This is a genomic window from Acidovorax sp. Leaf73, assembly GCF_916855635.1.
GTDB lineage: Bacteria > Pseudomonadota > Gammaproteobacteria > Burkholderiales > Burkholderiaceae_C > Acidovorax > Acidovorax facilis.
In genome coordinates, this window is sequence record NZ_CAKASI010000006.1 from 41,416 (window position 1) to 58,205 (window position 16,790).

Genomic DNA, 16,790 nt, shown 5'->3' on the forward strand with positions numbered 1-16,790 from the left:
TCTCAGTTTTACAACTTGTTATAAGAATGAAAATACCTCATGGCGCTTGTTCAGCATACTCAAGCAGCTATTCTTTTCGTAGCGAAGCAGCCACGGTTTTCACACAGTCACGCAGCCAGGCGGCCGCCGCCGAGTGGTGCGTGCGGGCGTGCCACAGCTGGTAGTACATGAGCCGAGGAAACGGCACCGGGCACGGCAATATAGCCAGCGGAAGTTGCTCCACATACCGCTCGCAGTACTGGCGGCCGGTGGTCAGCACAAGCAAGCTCGATGCCACGATGCTGGGGATGAGGCTGAAATGTGCGCAGCGCGCCGTGATGTGGCGCTGCATGCCCAAGCTGTCCAGGTGGGCGTCGATCACGCCGCGCGCGCCGGGGTGGGTGGGCGTGGGCGCGATGTGTTCAGCGGCCAGCCAGCTTTCCACGTCCCAGCCGCGCCGCACGGCGGGGTGGTCTTTGCCGACCAGGCACACCACCTCGTCACCAAACAGGCGGCCCATGTGCAGGTCGTCCGGCGGCTGCGGCCAGTTGCCGATCACCACATCGACCTCACCCTGCGCCAGGTGCGCGTGGTAGTGCGTGTCGGCCGACAGGGGCAGGATCTCGATGGGGCACAAGGGCGCTTCGACCTTGATGCGGGCCACGAGCTGGGGTAGAAAAAGGGGGTCGAGGTAATCGCTGGCGGCCACGCGGAAGGTGCGGGTGGCAGTGCGCGGGTCAAACCCGCGTGCGTCTGAAAACAGCGCCTCGGCCGAGCGCAGGATCGCGCCCGCAGGCTCCACCATGCGCAGCGCAGCATCGGTGGGCATCATGCTGGCGCCCGAGCGCACGAGCAGCGGGTCGCCCGCCAGGTCGCGCAGCCTTTTCAACGCAGCCGACACCGCCGGCTGGTGCATGCCCAGGCGGACGGCGGCCCTCGATACGCTGCGTTCTGTGAGCACGGTGTGCAAGACCCTTATGAGATGGAGGTCTATCTTGTCGAAAAGGGCGTGGTCTCTCATAGCGGTGTGGGCATGGGTGCCATAAGCTTGCGCATATGCCGGTAACGGTACTGCGTTCTACCCTCTGCTGAACCTTTCCATCCAAGATCGAAGTGGCGTTTGTCATGACAACAAGACCCTTGCAATTCCTGCGCCGAGGCCAGCCCGTGGCGCTGGGCAATGTACCACCCGACCGCACCTTGCTGGAGGTGCTGCGCGAAGACCTGGGCTGCACCGGCACCAAGGAAGGCTGCGGCGAAGGCGACTGCGGCGCCTGCACCGTGGTGCTGGGAGAGGCGCGGAACGGCAAGCTGCACTACAGCGCGGTGAACAGCTGCATCCGCCTGGCGCATTCGGTGGATGGCATGGCGCTGTGGACGGTGGAGGACCTGGCGGAAGACCCACTGATCCAGCCAGTGGGCGATGCCGCAACGGCTCCTGGTCAAACCATCACGCTCCATCCAGCACAAGAAGCCATGGTGCAGTGCCACGGCTCGCAATGCGGCTTTTGTACCCCCGGCTTCGTGATGAGCCTCTTTGGCATGTACCAAAACCATGTGTCCCATGGCCAACCCATCACCCGCGAGCTGGCGCAGGAAGAACTCTCGGGCAACCTGTGCCGCTGCACCGGCTACCGCCCCATCCTGGACGCCGCACAGCAGATGGCCGCCCTGCCAGCGATGGCGGTGAACGAGCCGCTTTTGCTACAAAAATTAGAGCTGCTCGCGCTTGACCATCAAGCGCCAGATGCCAATTCTTCTTATATTTCACCCACCACGCTGCCCGACCTGCTGGCCGCACGCGCCGCGCACCCTGCGGCGCAGGTCGTGGCAGGCTGCACCGATGTGGGCCTGTGGGTGACCAAGCAGCACAAACAGTACGCGCAGATTCTGGATGTGACTCGCGCGGCAGAGCTGCGGCAGATCCAGCAGGACGCACACCTCATCACCATCGGCGCCGCCGTCACGCTGACCGACGCCTTTGCGGCACTGACCGCGCAGTGGCCACAGCTGCACAGCTTTGCCACGCGCTTTGCGGGCCTGCCCGTGCGCAACTCGGGCACGCTGGGGGGCAACGTGGCCAACGGCTCGCCCATTGGCGACTCGATGCCGCTCTTGATTGCACTGCGCGCCCAGGTGGTGCTGGCCAGCGTGCGCGGCGAACGCGCCATGGCGCTGGAAGACCTGTACGCCGGCTACCGGCAGAACGTGATGGCGCCCGACGAACTGCTGGCACGCATCGTGGTGCCCAGGCCGGGTGTCACGGAAGTGCTTCGGGCCTATAAGATTTCCAAGCGCTTCGACGACGATATTTCTGCAGTCTGCCTTGTCATCAATCTCGATATCGAAGCCGACGTGGTGCGCCGCGCCAGCATCGGCGCGGGCGGTGTGGCTGCCACACCAGCCCGCGCGCGCCAGACCGAAGCCGCGCTGACCGGCCAGCCCTGGAATGCCGACACCATCGCCCGCGCTGCGCAAGCGCTGCAAGGCGAGTTCAACCCCATCTCTGACATGCGCGCCAGCGGCACCTACCGCCGCACGGTGCTGGCCAGCCTGCTGCAGCGCTTCTGGCTGGAGAGCCAGGGCGAAGAGGCCGTGAGCGTGGAGAACTTCCGACTGGAGGCTGCGATATGAACCAGCGCGAATCTCTCCCCACGGACCTCCCGGTGAGCCGCGACGCCGTGGACGACCCGGTGGCTGCCACCGCCGACGCCCACGCCGCCGAGCCCCAAGCCCCGCAGCAGACCAGCGCACCCGCCAGTCCCCGCGCCATGGGCCAGTCGCACATCCATGAAAGCGCGCGCGCCCAGGTGGCCGGTGCCGCCCACTACATCGACGACCTGCCGGAGGTGAAGGGCACGTTGTACGCTGCGCCCATCCTCTCCACCGTGGCCCACGGCACCTTGAACAACGTGGATGCCAGCGCCGCCCTGGCCCTGCCCGGCGTGCGCGGCGTGGTGCTGTCGTCCGACGTGCCAGGCGACAAGTTGCTGGCCGCCTTTGCGCACGACGAGCCCGTTTTTGCAGTCGACACCGTGCAGCACATCGGCCAGGTCATCGGCCTGGTGGTGGCCGACTCGGTCATGCAGGCGCGTCGCGCTGTTCGTGCCGTAAAGCTCGACATCACCCCCCTGCCCGCCGTGCTGAACGTGCACGACGCGCTCCAGGCCCAGAGCTACGTGCTGCCCCCCGTGTTCGTGCGCCGGGGTGACGCCGCCACGGGCCTTTCCCAATCGGCGCACCGCCTGCAGGGCGCGTTCGAAGTGGGCGGGCAAGAGCACTTCTATCTGGAAGGCCAGATCGCCTACGCGCTGCCGCTGGAGCAAAAGCAGTGGTGGATCTACTCCAGCACCCAGCACCCCGGCGAGGTGCAGCACTGGGTGGCGCACGCGCTGGGCATCGACAACCACGCGGTCAAGGTGGAATGCCGCCGCATGGGCGGCGGCTTTGGCGGCAAGGAGACCCAGGCCGGTCACCTGGCCGTGTGGGCCGCCGTGGCTGCCAATAAGTTCGGCCGCGCCGTCAAGCTGCGGCTGGACCGCGACGAGGACTTCATGGTCACCGGCAAGCGACACCCGTTTGCGTACGAGTACGACGTGGGCTTTGACGACACCGGCCGCATCATGGGCCTGAAGCTTCAGATGGCCGCCAACTGCGGTTTCAGCGCCGACCTGTCCGGCCCCGTGGCCGACCGGGCCGTGTTCCATGCCGACAACGCGTACTACCTGAGCGATGTGGAAATCGCCTCCTACCGCTGCAAGACGAATACGCAGAGCCACACGGCGTTTCGCGGCTTCGGCGGGCCGCAGGGCGTGATCGTGATCGAGGCCATCCTGGGCGACATCGCCCGCGCGCTGGGTCGCGATGCGCAGGACGTGCGGATGGTCAATCTGTACGGCAAGGATGCAGCCGATGGCCGCAACGTCACGCACTACCAGATGACGGTGGAGGACAACATCCTCCACGCGCTGATGCCCCAGCTGGAGCGCGATGCCAACTACCGCCAGCGCCAGGCCGCCATCGCTGCGTGGAACGCCACAAGCCCGGTGCTCAAGCGCGGCCTGGCCATCACGCCCGTCAAGTTCGGCATCAGCTTCACCGCCACGCTGTTCAACCAGGCGGGCGCGCTGGTGCATGTGTACACCGACGGCAGCGTGCAGGTGAACCACGGCGGCACCGAAATGGGCCAGGGCCTGCACACCAAGGTGGCGCAGATCGTGGCCGACGAGCTGGGTGTGCCGCTGCACCGCGTGCTGGTCACGGCCAGCGACACCAGCAAGGTGCCCAACGCCAGCGCCACCGCCGCCAGCAGCGGCACCGACCTGAACGGCCGCGCGGCGCAGTTCGCAGCCCGCAATGTGCGGGACAACCTGGCCTCGTTCGTGTGCGGGCTCGATGGCTGCGGCGCGGGCGCCATCCGCTTCGAGGGCGGCCAGGTGATCTCGCCCAAGAAGGTGCGCCCGTTCGACGATGTGGTGAAGGAGGCGTACGCCAACCGCATTCAGCTGTGGAGCGATGGCTTTTACCGCACGCCAAAGATCCACTACGACAAGGCCACGCTCACCGGCCGGCCGTTCTACTACTTCAGCTACGGCGCTGCCTGTTCCGAGGTGGTCATCGACACGCTGACCGGCGAAAGCCGCCTGGCGCGCGTGGACATCCTGCACGACGTGGGCCACAGCATCAACCCGGCCATCGACATCGGGCAGATAGAAGGTGGTTTTGTGCAGGGCATGGGCTGGCTGACCACCGAGCAACTGGTTTGGAACGACAAGGGCACCCTGACCACCCACGCGCCGAGCACCTACAAGATCCCGGCGACGGGGGACATCCCCCAACACTTCAAGGTGGAACTGTGGCCCGAGGCCAACCGGGAAGACAACGTGGGAGGCAGCAAGGCGGTGGGCGAGCCGCCGTTCATGCTGGCGATCAGTGTGTACGAGGCTCTGCGCAATGCGGTGGCTGCAGGACGTGAGGGGCAGGACGCTACGGAGCCGGTGATGCTGATGGCACCGGCGACCGCGGAGAATGTGTTGCGCGCCTTGGGTAAATTGGGCGCGTGAAGGGCCTGCCTCCCGACCGTTTTACCGCACGATCCGTTCGGGCTGAGCTCGTCGAAGCCGGGGCGCCTCGCTCAACCGTTCGGGCTGAGTTGGTCGAAGCCAGGGCAGGCACGCTCGCTAATCTGGCATGCCTGGTTTCAGGGCGGGAGCCGGGGTGTGCGCCCGGCGGCGCAGTAACTTTCTCTTGCGTCGCCAAAAGAAAGTCACCAAAGAGAAGGCGACCCTACACGCTGCGTCCCTTCGCTTCGCTGCGGGCAACCTGCGGTGCTCGCGTCCAGCGGGGTCTCGCTCGAACTCGCTCCACTGCGTTGCGCTCAGACAATCGCGAGCCCTGATCCGCTGGCCGCTGCGCTCCTCGGCGCATCCTGAAGGGAACCCGGGGAGCGGACATCCATTCGGGCCATTGCTTCGCTCGGCCCAGGCTGCGCAGCGCGTGGCGCTTGCGCCCGCAAGGTGAGGCCGAGCGAAGCAAAGGCCCGTATGGCTGTTTGGCTGTTCGGCTGTCCACCTCCTGCTGGCTGCGCCTGCGGCGGGGCGGTTGCGGGGTGAGCATGGGCGTCGAAGCGCCCATGCTTCGTGAACTGACTCGCCGTGGTTGTCCGAGCGGCGCGCCGCAGGCGCAAAGCGAGTTCCACGGCGCACCCCGCAACCGCCCCGCCGCAGGTTTGCCCCTTCGCAACGCGAAGGGGTCGCAGACTGGGGGTCGCCTTTCTTTTGCTTACTTTTCTTTGGCGAAGCAAAGAAAAGTGAGTCGCCTGCCGGGGCGACAACCCGGCCTCCGCACTCAACACAAGCACACCGCCCAAACCAGCGCGCAAGCCCCGGCTTCGACAAGCTCAGCCCGAACGGACAGGAGGGCACCACAAGACTACAAAAACAATAGCACCCCGCGCTCTCTAGACAAGCGCCAGGGTCCAAAATCACCCCAAAACCCCAGACACCAGCCGCAAGACGCGATCACACCGCGCCGCCAGCGACTCATCGTGAGTCACCATCACAAACGCCGTGCCTTGGTCGCGCGCCAGCTGCAGCATCAGGTCAAACACGCCGTCGGCGGTGCTGCGATCCAGGTTACCCGTGGGCTCATCCGCCAGCACACACGCGGGCCGCGTCACCAAGGCACGCGCAATCGCCACACGCTGGCGCTCGCCGCCCGATAGCTCGGCGGGCCGGTGCATCAGACGCTCTTTCAAACCGACGGAGGTGAGCACCCGCTCAGCCTCGGCATGGCACTGCGCCAGCGGCAGACGACGGATGCGCAGCGGCATGGCCACGTTGTCCAGCGCGCTGAACTCGGGCAGCAGGTGGTGGAACTGGTAGATAAAACCCAGGTGCTGGTTGCGCAGCTGGCCCTGGCGCTCTGCTGACAGCGAAGACATCTCTTCACCCTTGAGGCGCACGGTGCCTGCCGTGGGCGCATCCAGCCCGCCCAGCAGGTGCAGCAGCGTGCTCTTGCCCGAGCCCGATGCGCCGACGATGGCCAGCGTTTCGCCCGCGCGGATCTGAAGATCCACGCCCTTGAGCACCGTCACATCAAGGCGGCCTTCGGTGAATCGCTTGGTGAGGCCCTTGGCCTCCAGCACCACCATTCCAACTTTCTGATCACTCATAGCGCAGCGCCTCGGCGGGGTTCACACGGCTGGCGCGCCAGCTGGGGTACAGGGTGGCCACAAAAGCCAACACCAGCGAGATGATGCCGATGGGCATGATGTCGCTGCTTTGGGGTTCACTCGGCATCTTGCTGATGAGGTAGATGTCCTTGGGCAAGAAGCTCGCGTTGAGCGCCTTCTCGATGGCGGGCACGATCACATCGATGTTGAACGCGATGCCCAGGCCCAGCAGCAGGCCCACGGCCGTGCCGATCACGCCGACCATGGCGCCCTGCACCACGAAGATGCCCATGATGCTCTTGGGGCTGGCGCCCAGGGTGCGCAGGATGGCGATGTCGGCGCGCTTGTCGGTCACCGTCATCACCAGGGTCGATACGAGGTTGAACGCCGCCACCGCCACGATGAGGGTGAGGATGATGAACATCATGCGTTTTTCGAGCTGCACGGCCGCAAACCAGGTGCGGTTCTGCTGCGTCCAGTCTCGAATGAGCAACTGGCCGCTCAGACTGCCCGCCAGTTGCTGGGCCACCTCGCGCGCCTGGTGCAGGTCTTTAAGCTTCAGGCGCACGCCCGTCGGGCCTTCCAGGCGAAAGATGCGCTGCGCATCCTCGTGGTGCAGCAGCACCAGGGCCGAGTCGTATTCGTAGTGGCCCGAATCAAACGTGCCCGCCACCGTCATCTGCTTGAGGCGCGGCACCACGCCCGCCGGCGTGACCTGCCCTGCGGGCGCGATCAGGGTGACCACATCACCAGCGCGCACGCCCAGCATGCGGGCCAGCTCGCCCCCCAGCACAACGCGGAATTCGCCGGGCACCAGCAGATTCAGTGTCTTTTCGTTGGTGGCGGCCAGGTCCGTCACGGCGCCTTCCAGCGCCGGGTCGATGCCGCGCACCAGCGCACCCTTCATGTCCTCGCCGCGCGCCAGCAGCGCCTGCGCGGCCACGAACGGTGCTGCGCCCACCACGTTGGGGTTTTGCTTCGCCTCGGCCAGCGTGCGCGCCGGGTCGGGCAAGGCAGCGCCCTGGGGCGCAAAAATCTCGATGTGCGAGACCACGCTCAGCATGCGGTCGCGCACCTCTTTCTGAAAGCCGTTCATCACCGACAACACAATGATGAGCGCCGCCACCCCGAGCGCAATGCCCAGCATGGAAACGCCCGAGATGAACGAGATAAAGCCATTGCGCCGCGTGGCGCGGCCCGCGCGCGTGTAGCGCCAGCCCAGGGCCAGTTCGTAGGGGATTTGCATGGATAAGGAAAGAAGGCACTGCAGAGTGCGGAATGCACGCCACAGGCCGGCCAGATTGTGGCATCCCGGACAATAGAGCGAGTGAAACACTTTTACATACCCACGTTGGGCCTCCAGGCCAGTGATCGCAAGGCGCGGACCGCTGCCAAGGCTGGATGCCTTGGCAAGGTCCGCAACGCCGCGAGCGCTGGCCTGGAGGCCCAACCCTTCGGGAAAGCCGGGGAAAGGCCCGGCCACTGCGTTGCAGTCCGCTTGCGGTATCCCAACCGCTGCGCGTCCTGCGCCTTGTTGCCGGGCCTTTCCCCGGCTTTCGTGGGCACGTAAAAGTGTTCCACTCGCTCTAGCCATGTCGGACACCAACCATTTGCTCGTTCCCTACGCCGCCAGCGCAGCCACCGGATGCCAGCAAGCCCTGCAGGGCCTGGCCCTGCCCCACCTGGACCGGCTTCTGGCCCGGCTCAGCCCCCATCCCACCCACAGTGACAGCGGCGAGGAGACCAGCTTCTCCGCCCCCCACGAACGCGCCCTGGCGCGCGCGCTGGGACTGCCAGCGCAGGACGGGCGCATCCCCTGGGCCGCGTGGCACCGCCACCAGCAAGGCCAGTCACCCAACAGTGACGCCTGGGCGTTTGTCACGCCCTGCCAGTGGCAGGTCAGCACCGACCACGTCACGCTGCGCAACCCCGAGCACCTCGCGCTGGATGACGCCGCATCGCGCGCGCTGCTGGCCATCGTCTCACCCTGGTTTGCCGAAGACGGCATCACCCTGCACTACGACCAGCCCACACGCTGGCTGGCCAGCAGCCCCCTGTTTGCCGACCTGGCCACCGCCTCGCTGGAGCGCGTGCTGCAGCGCGACGTGCGCGCCTGGATGCCGGACGCAAAGGCGGCCCGGACCCTGCACCGTTTGCACAGCGAGATGCAGATGCTGCTCTACACCCACGCCTTCAACGACGAGCGCTCGGAGCGCGGGCTGCCGGTGATCAACTCGTTCTGGGTGCATGGCACCGGCCCAATTCCCACTCCTGCCCCGTCTGCCCTCCCCACGCCGACGGTGCCTACCACCTTGCGCGATGCGGCACTGAACGAGGACTGGCGCGCCTGGGCCGCCGCGTGGACCGCATTGGACGCAGGCCCGGTGGCCGATCTGCTGCGCAAGTCCGAAGGCGGCGAGCCGGTGCAACTGACCCTGTGCGGCGAGCGCAACACGCTGGCCTTCCACACCGCCCCCCGCACCCTGGCCCAGCGTTTTCAAAGCCTTTTCAGGCCCCAGCGCTTTACAGACATGCGCGATAAGCTATGAAAATAGTAGCAAGAGACATTCCCCCCCGTGCCGCCTGGGCGCTGGAACAGGCCGGTGTGCACCCGCTGCTGGCGCGCCTGTATGCCGCGCGCGGTGTGCGTGCCAAAGACGAGCTGGACGACGGCCTGGGCCGTTTGCTCCCCCCCTCGGGCCTCAAAGGCATTGACACCGCCGCGCGCCTGCTGGCCGACGCCATGGCGCAGAACAAGCGCCTCATCATCGTGGCCGACTACGACTGCGACGGCGCCACGGCCTGCGCCGTGGGCGTGCGCGGGCTGCGGCTGCTGGGCGCTCAACAGGTGGATTACCTCGTGCCCGACCGTGTGACGGACGGCTACGGCCTCACCGCTTCCATCGCCCGCCGCGTGGCCGAACGCGGGGCCGACGTACTGATCACCGTGGACAACGGCATCGCCAGCGTGGAGGGCGTGGCCGAGGCCAAGGCGCTGGGCCTCACGGTCGTCGTCACGGACCACCACCTGCCTGGCCCCGAGTTGCCCGCGGCCGATGCCATCGTCAACCCCAACCAGCCCGGCTGCACGTTCGAGAGCAAGTCCATGGCCGGTGTGGGCGTGATGTTCTACGTGCTGCTGGCCCTGCGCGCCGAGCTGCGGGCGCGCAGCATTTTTGACGCGACCACCCAACCCAAGCTCGACCCGCTACTCACCCTGGTGGCGCTGGGCACGGTAGCCGACGTGGTCAAGCTCGACGCCAACAACCGCCGCCTGGTCGCCCAGGGCCTGAAGCGCATCCGCGCAGGGCAAATGCCTGCCGGGGTTGCCGCCCTATTCCACGCCGCCGGCCGCAAGGCGCCCGTGGCCACCACCTTCGACTTTGGCTTCGCCTTAGGACCGCGCATCAACGCCGCAGGGCGCCTGGCCGACATGACGCTGGGCATCGAATGCCTGCTCACCGACGACGCAGGCCGCGCCGCCGAATTGGCGGGCCTGCTGGACTGCATCAACCGCGAGCGCCGCGAGATCGAAGGCGGCATGCGCGACCAGGCCATGCTGATGGCCGAAAGCCTGTTCCAGGAAGACGAAGAACCGCCCCCGGCCATCAGCGTGTTCGACCCGGACTTTCACGAAGGTGTGGTGGGCATCGTGGCCAGCCGCATCAAGGACAAGCTGCACCGCCCCACCTTTGTCTTTGCGGCCAGCAGCGCACCGGGCAAAGGCCACGAACTCAAGGGCTCGGGCCGCTCCATCCCCGGCTTTCACCTGCGCGATGCGCTCGACCTGGTGGCCAAGCGCCACCCGGGCGTGCTGCTGAAATTTGGCGGCCACGCCATGGCGGCGGGCTGCACGGTGGACGCAGACTCGTTCGATACCTTCGAGCAGGCGCTGGCCCAGGTTGCCCAGGAATGGCTGGACGCCGCCACCCTCACCCGCCGCATCGAGACCGACGGACCTCTATCGCCCGAATACTGCCGCGCCGACATGGTGGACACCCTGCACCACGAGGTGTGGGGCCAGGGCTTTGCGCCCCCCACCTTCAGCGAGGAAGTGCAGATCGTGAGCCAGCGCCTGGTGGGCGAATCCAAAAATCACCTGTCGATCAAGCTCATGCACCAGGGCAACCCGGTGGACGCCATCTGGTTCGGCCACACCGAGCAGCTGCCTGCGCGCGTGCTGCTGGCCTTTCGGCTCGATGTGAACGAGTGGAAAGGCGAGCGGAAGGTGCAGTTCTTGGTCGAAGGGGCTCAGATCTAGGAGTCTGTCGGACTTGGAGCGTCGAAGCGAAAATTGGCCCCAGCGAGGACAGTTTTTGCCGGATTTGCAGCCCCATAGCCGAGCTATGGGGCAAAAAGACGGTGGAAAATGGACCGCTGAGGTCAATTTGCAGCCGACGATTTCCAAGTCCGACAGACTTCTAGGGATGACCTGCATAACCCTCGCGAGGCGGTGGTAGTGCGGATCGGGATGGGGCACAAGGCATCTTTTTGCAGCCAATAGCCGCGCTATTGGCAAGAAAAGCAACGCAGTGGACCACCCGAGACCGCGCTATCACAGACCGCAGGGAGTTGTGCAGGTCATCCCTAGGGCAAGGCCCCACCCCGCTCAGGCCTGCGCAGGGCCCTTGCTGCGCTGGCGGATCACCGTCACCGGCTCGCCGCCCTGGCCCCAGTTTTCAGGGTCCACCTCGTCGATGATGACGGTGACACTGTCAGGGCGCTTGTCCAGCACCTGCTGCATGAGTTGGGTGACACCGGCGATCAGGGCTGCCTTTTGGGCTGCGGTGGTGGGCAGTTCGCGCCGCGCGAGGCGGATGTTGACCAGGGGCATGGGCAGATCCTTTCGTCCATCGCAAAAAAACAAAGACAAAGGCAGCCGGGGCTGCCTCGGGGGTGCGGTGCAAAAACTTAAGGGCCTTTTTGGCCGCCAGCGCTTGATAGAAAAGCGCAGATAGCTATCATTTGAATAGCAAAAACCACTACACCCAGCGGCCTTTAGAAGCTTTCCCAGTCGTCATCTCCGCCTTTGGCTGCAGCCCGGGGCGCAGGTGTAGCGGGCGCGGCCGATGGGCCAGGGGTGGCAGCGGGGCGTGCAGCGGCGGGGGCCGGTGGTGCCAAGCGAGCGGCGGCGGGTGCCTTGGTCGGCTTGGTCGGCTTGGTTGCCTTGGGTGCTGCGGGTTGGTTGCCGAGGGCGGTTCTGGCCGCAGGCGCTGGCCGGGGCGCCGCAGACGGAGCCGGGCGGGGCGCTGCCGGTGCGCGAACCGCCATCGCGCCCACATTGAACACCGCCACCACCTCGGCCAGGCGCTGGGCCTGGTCGCGCATCGAGGCTGCGGCGGCGGTGGACTCCTCCACCAGCGCCGCGTTTTGTTGCGTCATCTGGTCGAGGTGCGTCACGGCCTGGTTGACCTGGGCGATCCCGTCGCGCTGCTCGGAGGAAGATGCCGTGATTTCTCCGATCAGGTCGCTCACGCGCTGCACGCTGGCCACGATCTCGCCCATGGTCTGGCCCGCCTGGGCCACCTGGGCAGAGCCCGACTCGACGTTTTCCACCGAGGCACTGATCAGGTTCTTGATCTCCTTGGCGGCCTCGGCGCTGCGCCCAGCCAGGCTGCGCACTTCGCTGGCCACCACCGCAAAGCCCCGGCCCTGCTCGCCCGCGCGGGCGGCTTCCACAGCAGCGTTGAGCGCCAGGATGTTGGTCTGGAAGGCAATACCGTCGATCACGCCGATGATGTCGCTGATCTTGCGGCTGCTGTCGGTGATCTGCTGCATGCTGGTGACCACCTGGCCCACCACTTCGCCGCCGCGCGCCGCCGCCTGGGCCGCCGTGCCCGCGAGCTGGTTGGCCTGGCGCGCGGTGTCGGCCGACTGGCTCACCGTGGCCGTAAGTTCTTCCATGCTGGCGGCGGTTTCTTCCAGGTTCGAGGCGGTCTGCTCGGTGCGGGCCGACAGGTCGTGGTTGCCGTTGGCGATCTGGATCGAGGCCGACGAGACGGAATCCACCCCCACCCGCACCTCGCTCACCACCCCCCGCAAGCGGGTGGACATGGCCGACAGGGACCTCAGCATGTGGCCGAACTCGTCCTTGCGGGTGGATTGCAGCTCGCGCGTGAGGTCGCCAGCGGCGATGGCGTCAATGGTTTCCACCGCCTCGTCCAATGGCACGGTGATGGAGCGCACCAGCTTCCAGGCCAGCAGCAGCACCACCACAACCAGCACGGCCGACACCACCAGGCCCTGGATGGCGTAGGCAACCCGCCGTTGCGTGGTCTCGGCCCGGATCTCCTCGCGGCGCTTTTGCAGGACAGCAACAAAATCATCCTGCGCCTTGAGGTAGCGCGCCACCATGGGGGTGAGTTCATTGTCGGCAAACTGCTGGGTGGCCACGCCATCGCCCGCGCCCTTGAGCTCCCAGGTCTTGGCGGTGGCGGCCAGCACCAGCTTGCGTTCGGCCAGCACCTTGTCGAGCGCCGCTTTTTCCTCGGGCGCCGTGGCACCGGCAACGATCCCCTCTTGAATCTTGTTGATGCCGCCAATGATTTCCTTGACCTTGGCGTCGTACTGCTGGGCCAGCACCGCGTCGGTGGTGACGGCTCCTCCCATCACCATATTGACGGCGGTTTCTGTGGCACCCCGCCAGCGTATGGCCGCCGAGATGCGCTCTTCGATCTCGACCACCTGGTCCATCGCAGCCGACATGGAGCTGTTGGCCCGGTACTGCTGGAAGCCGGAGATCAACAGCATGGCCAGCATCAGCAGGATGAATGCTCCCCACAGCTTGCGCGAAACGCGGATATTGTCGATTTGCATGGTTCTTTTTCCTCGTGGACCTGGAAATGTAAGTGTGCGGCCAACGCGCGGCACGCAACATCCGATTGCGTCAACAGCAGGCCACAAGCCTACGCCAGCCCAGGCACTGCCCTGCCCTCTTTTTCCCGGGAAAAACCCGCACCCAGGGTGCTGAAGGTGACAGAACGGCCCACCCGGGGGTCAGCGGCACCTGGCAGGACTCCGGAGAACCCGTCCACGACGGCACAGGGGTCGCGCGGTGGCGCGCGATATCGGTACAAGCCCTAAAATGGCACGGTGACATCCATACTGAACGCCGACCTGCATTGCCATTCCGTGGTATCCGACGGAACCCTGACCCCGGAGGATCTGGCCGCCCGCGCGAAAGCCAACGGTGTCGAGCTGTGGGCGCTCACCGACCATGACGAAATCGGTGGCCAGCACCGCGCCGCCGCCGCTGCCCATGCGCAGGGCATGGCCTACCTTACGGGCGTTGAAATCTCGGTCACCTTTGCCGACACCACCGTCCACATCGTCGGCCTGGGTTTCGACCCCCACGACACCCGACTGGCCGAGGGCCTGGCCGCTACGCGCGGTGGGCGCGGCGAACGCGCCAAGGACATGGCCGAACAACTGGCCCAGGCGGGTATTCCGGGCGCTTACGAGGGCGCGCTGCAGTTCGTAGGCAACCCGGCATTGATTTCACGCACCCATTTCGCCCGCTTTCTGGTGGAGACCGGGGTCTGCAAGGACACCTCCGAGGTATTTCGCAAATACCTCATCGAAGGCAAGCCCGGTTATGTACCGCACCGTTGGGCGTCGCTGGGCAACGCCGTGCGCTGGATCACCGAGGCAGGCGGCATGGCCATCATTGCCCACCCGGCGCGCTACAAGTTCAGTGCCAACGAAGAATTTGCGTTGTTTTCCGAGTTCAAGGCCCACGGCGGGCGCGGGGTGGAAGTCGTCACCGGAAGCCACAGCGCAGCCGAGTATGTCACCTACGCCGCGATGGCGAAGGAGTTTGGGCTGGCCGCCTCGCGCGGCAGCGACTTCCACAGCCCGGACGAGTCCCACACCGACCTGGGGACCTTGCCGCTGCTACCCGGCCAGCTCACCCCGGTCTGGGAACTGCTGGCTGAACGCATCCGGCACCCCGCTGCCGTTTGAGACGAGACGCACCATTTCATGGCCCAGTATTTCGAAGTCCACCCCGACAACCCCCAGCCGCGCCTGCTCAAGCAGGGCGCCATGCTGCTGCAAAAGGGCGGCATTCTGGCCGTACCCACCGATTCCAGCTATGCGCTGGTCTGCCACCTGGACGACAAGGATGCCGTCGATCGCATGCGCCGCATCCGCCAGGTGGACGACAAGCACCACCTCACCCTGTTGTGCCGTGACCTGTCGGAACTGGCCAACTATGCCCGCGTGGACAACCGCCAGTACCGCCTGCTCAAGCTGGGCACGCCCGGGCCCTACACCTTTATCCTCGAAGCGACCAAGGAAGTGCCGCGACGCGTGAGCCACCCTTCGCGCAAGACCATCGGTCTGCGCGTACCCGACCGCAAGGGCCTGCAGCTGCTGCTGGAGCTGCACGGCGCCCCGCTGCTGGCCACCACGCTGATCCCGGCCGGCGAGACCGAGCCCCTGAACGACCCGCAGGAAATCCGCGAACGCTACGAAAAGCTGGTGGATGCCATCGTGGACGCAGGCGCCTGCCCGCTGGAGCCCACCACCGTGGTGGACCTGACGCCCATGGGCAATGGTGGCGAGCCCGAAGTGGTGCGCGAAGGCCGGGGCAGCCTGCAGGCGCTGGGGTTGTAGCCGCAGCTCCTCACCTCAACTGCCATAGCGCTTGCCCGGGGCCTCCACAACGGGCGCGGCCCCATCCCAGCGCCACCGTGGAACTGGCTTTGCCAGGCCACCGGTGGCGTCCCCCTGAGGGGGAAGCGGCGCAGCCGCTCAGGGGGCTATAACTTGAACGCACCCACAGCCTGCTCCAGATCGCGCGCCTGGGCTGTGAGCGAGGTGGCGGTGGAAACCGCGTTCTGAACCAGCGCAGCCGTTTCCTGGGTGGTGCCGTCCATGTGCGACACGGCGCCGTTCACATGGCTGATGGCATCGCTCTGCTCGCGCAGGGCGTGGGAGATTTCGCCAAGCAGTGCGCTGACCTGCCCGACGGCCGCCACGATCTCCTGCATGGTCTTGCCCGCCTTGCCCACCTGGCCAGCACCGTTTTCCACCTGCTCGACCGACGCGCTGATCAGCGCCTTGATCTCGCGGGCGGCCACCGCGCTGCGCTGGGCCAGATTGCGCACCTCGCTGGCCACCACGGCAAAGCCCCGGCCCTGCTCGCCCGCGCGGGCGGCTTCCACCGCCGCGTTGAGCGCCAGGATGTTGGTCTGGAAGGCAATGCCTTCGATGACCTGGATGATGTCCACAATCTTGCGTGAGCTGCCACTGATGGCCTGCATGGTCAACACCACATCGCCCACCACCGCGCCCCCTTGCTCTGCAATGCCCGAGGCCTTCACCGCGAGGTCGCTGGCGGAATGGGCGCGCTCGGCGTTCTGGCGCACGGTGGCGGTCAGCTGCTCCATGCTGGCAGCAGTTTCGGTGAGTGAAGAGACCTGGTCTTCTGCATGGCGGGAAAGGTCGGTGTTGCCATGGTCGATGTCTGCGGCAGAGTCGCTGATGGCATCGGCGTCCTGCTTGATGCGCGATACCAGGTCGGTCAGCGTGTCCTCCATGGTGCCCAGGGCGTTCAGGAGCCGGCCAAAGTCGCCCTGCAAATCGGAGCTGAATTCCTGGCTCAGGTCGCCCGAAGCCACGGTTTCTGCAATCAGGATGGCCTGGTTGAGCGGCGCCACGATGCTCATGCGCAGGCTGAACACAGCCAGCAGCGCCAGCACAAACGCCACACAGCTGCAGCCGATGATCCATGCCCGGGCGCTTTGCAGGTGCGCCTGTGCTGCCTGGGCCTGGGGCGCCGTCACAGGCGCGCCCTGCAGTGCCTGCTCGGCCCCGCCGATGCCAGCCAGCGCCATGACCATTAACAGCAGCACCAGCAGTGCCATACCGCCAAACGCCAGGGCCAGGCGCGTTCCAATTTTCAGGTTGTTCCACATGATGTTATGCCTCTCCAGGGCTGTTGTTTTGGTTTTTTGGGTCGCCCCGGGGGCAACTGGCAGATGCTAGCAATGATCACGGCGCTGCGGGCGCCCTCGGCATACGTACATCCCACATAGAACTTGCGCGAATCGGGATGCAACAACCGGCTTGCCTGGGGGTGAGCCACTTGCCCGAGTCCTGTTGTGCGCCGGTCATCCCACCACAGGCATGCCGT

At 66.2% G+C, this 16,790-nt stretch carries 12 protein-coding genes; 6 read left to right on the forward strand and 6 right to left on the reverse strand.

The genetic code is table 11. The features are described from left to right. Positions 1 to 67: 67 nt before the first annotated feature. The gene (locus LPA35_RS19895; protein WP_082437633.1) at positions 68 to 1,000 is read right to left on the reverse strand and encodes a LysR family transcriptional regulator; all 933 of its coding nucleotides are present in this window, start codon (positions 998 to 1,000) and stop codon (positions 68 to 70) included. 104 nt (positions 1,001 to 1,104) lie between these two features. Here LPA35_RS19895 and xdhA point away from each other — a divergent pair, with 104 nt between their 5' ends. Together xdhA and xdhB are read left to right on the forward strand one after the other, a co-directional pair. Beyond that, positions 1,105 to 2,613, forward strand: coding sequence for a xanthine dehydrogenase small subunit (xdhA, locus tag LPA35_RS19900; protein ID WP_228898496.1), 1,509 nt, complete (start codon positions 1,105 to 1,107; stop codon positions 2,611 to 2,613). After that, positions 2,610 to 5,042 (forward strand): xanthine dehydrogenase molybdopterin binding subunit, encoded by a 2,433-nt coding sequence (gene xdhB, locus LPA35_RS19905; RefSeq protein ID WP_228898497.1) that lies wholly within the window; start codon positions 2,610 to 2,612, stop codon positions 5,040 to 5,042. Before xdhA ends, xdhB begins: the two co-directional genes overlap by 4 nt. A gap of 920 nt (positions 5,043 to 5,962) precedes the next feature. Here the strand turns inward: xdhB and lolD are convergent. Beyond that, entirely contained in the window at positions 5,963 to 6,652 is a 690-nt protein-coding gene (gene lolD / locus LPA35_RS19910; RefSeq protein WP_228898498.1) for a lipoprotein-releasing ABC transporter ATP-binding protein LolD, read from the reverse strand. Next, complete coding sequence (locus LPA35_RS19915) at positions 6,645 to 7,898, reverse strand: lipoprotein-releasing ABC transporter permease subunit (protein WP_121422572.1); 1,254 nt, start codon at positions 7,896 to 7,898, stop codon at positions 6,645 to 6,647. Before LPA35_RS19915 ends, lolD begins: the two co-directional genes overlap by 8 nt. Before the next feature lie 346 nt (positions 7,899 to 8,244). Between LPA35_RS19915 and LPA35_RS19920 the strand changes: the two genes are divergently transcribed. Beyond that, positions 8,245 to 9,201, forward strand: a complete 957-nt coding sequence (locus tag LPA35_RS19920) for a phosphoglycerate mutase (RefSeq protein WP_228898499.1) — start codon at positions 8,245 to 8,247, stop codon at positions 9,199 to 9,201. Next, complete coding sequence (gene recJ, locus LPA35_RS19925) at positions 9,198 to 10,913, forward strand: single-stranded-DNA-specific exonuclease RecJ (RefSeq protein ID WP_228898500.1); 1,716 nt, start codon at positions 9,198 to 9,200, stop codon at positions 10,911 to 10,913. The genes LPA35_RS19920 and recJ overlap by 4 nt, the downstream gene beginning before the upstream one ends. 348 nt (positions 10,914 to 11,261) lie before the next feature. Here the strand turns inward: recJ and LPA35_RS19930 are convergent, their stop codons facing one another. Then, the gene (locus LPA35_RS19930; protein WP_055393469.1) at positions 11,262 to 11,486 is read right to left on the reverse strand and encodes a 4-oxalocrotonate tautomerase family protein; all 225 of its coding nucleotides are present in this window, start codon (positions 11,484 to 11,486) and stop codon (positions 11,262 to 11,264) included. Positions 11,487 to 11,650: 164 nt separating this feature from the next. After that, positions 11,651 to 13,468 carry a methyl-accepting chemotaxis protein gene (locus LPA35_RS19935; protein ID WP_228898501.1) on the reverse strand — a complete coding sequence of 606 codons (1,818 nt, stop codon included), beginning with the start codon at positions 13,466 to 13,468 and terminating at the stop codon, positions 11,651 to 11,653. A 276-nt stretch (positions 13,469 to 13,744) separates the two neighbouring features. Here LPA35_RS19935 and LPA35_RS19940 point away from each other — a divergent pair, with 276 nt between their 5' ends. Beyond that, positions 13,745 to 14,614 carry a 3',5'-nucleoside bisphosphate phosphatase gene (locus LPA35_RS19940; protein ID WP_176888678.1) on the forward strand — a complete coding sequence of 290 codons (870 nt, stop codon included), beginning with the start codon at positions 13,745 to 13,747 and terminating at the stop codon, positions 14,612 to 14,614. An 18-nt stretch (positions 14,615 to 14,632) separates the two neighbouring features. Next, a complete protein-coding gene (locus tag LPA35_RS19945) occupies positions 14,633 to 15,268 on the forward strand; it encodes an L-threonylcarbamoyladenylate synthase (RefSeq protein WP_055393476.1) in 636 nt (211 codons plus the stop codon). Between the two features lie 146 nt (positions 15,269 to 15,414). On the opposite strand, the gene LPA35_RS19950 is transcribed toward LPA35_RS19945, so the two are convergent. Continuing rightward, positions 15,415 to 16,572, reverse strand: a complete 1,158-nt coding sequence (locus LPA35_RS19950; protein ID WP_228898502.1) for a methyl-accepting chemotaxis protein — start codon at positions 16,570 to 16,572, stop codon at positions 15,415 to 15,417. Between the last annotated feature and the right edge of the window lie 218 nt (positions 16,573 to 16,790).

Coding starts and splice junctions, on each gene's coding strand:
- LPA35_RS19895 (WP_082437633.1), bottom strand. CDS start 1,000: ATGAGAGACCACGCCCTTTTCGACAAGATAGACCTCCATCTCATAAGG.
- xdhA (WP_228898496.1), top strand. CDS start 1,105: ATGACAACAAGACCCTTGCAATTCCTGCGCCGAGGCCAGCCCGTGGCG.
- xdhB (WP_228898497.1), top strand. CDS start 2,610: ATGAACCAGCGCGAATCTCTCCCCACGGACCTCCCGGTGAGCCGCGAC.
- lolD (WP_228898498.1), bottom strand. CDS start 6,652: ATGAGTGATCAGAAAGTTGGAATGGTGGTGCTGGAGGCCAAGGGCCTC.
- LPA35_RS19915 (WP_121422572.1), bottom strand. CDS start 7,898: ATGCAAATCCCCTACGAACTGGCCCTGGGCTGGCGCTACACGCGCGCG.
- LPA35_RS19920 (WP_228898499.1), top strand. CDS start 8,245: ATGTCGGACACCAACCATTTGCTCGTTCCCTACGCCGCCAGCGCAGCC.
- recJ (WP_228898500.1), top strand. CDS start 9,198: ATGAAAATAGTAGCAAGAGACATTCCCCCCCGTGCCGCCTGGGCGCTG.
- LPA35_RS19930 (WP_055393469.1), bottom strand. CDS start 11,486: ATGCCCCTGGTCAACATCCGCCTCGCGCGGCGCGAACTGCCCACCACC.
- LPA35_RS19935 (WP_228898501.1), bottom strand. CDS start 13,468: ATGCAAATCGACAATATCCGCGTTTCGCGCAAGCTGTGGGGAGCATTC.
- LPA35_RS19945 (WP_055393476.1), top strand. CDS start 14,633: ATGGCCCAGTATTTCGAAGTCCACCCCGACAACCCCCAGCCGCGCCTG.
- LPA35_RS19950 (WP_228898502.1), bottom strand. CDS start 16,572: ATGTGGAACAACCTGAAAATTGGAACGCGCCTGGCCCTGGCGTTTGGC.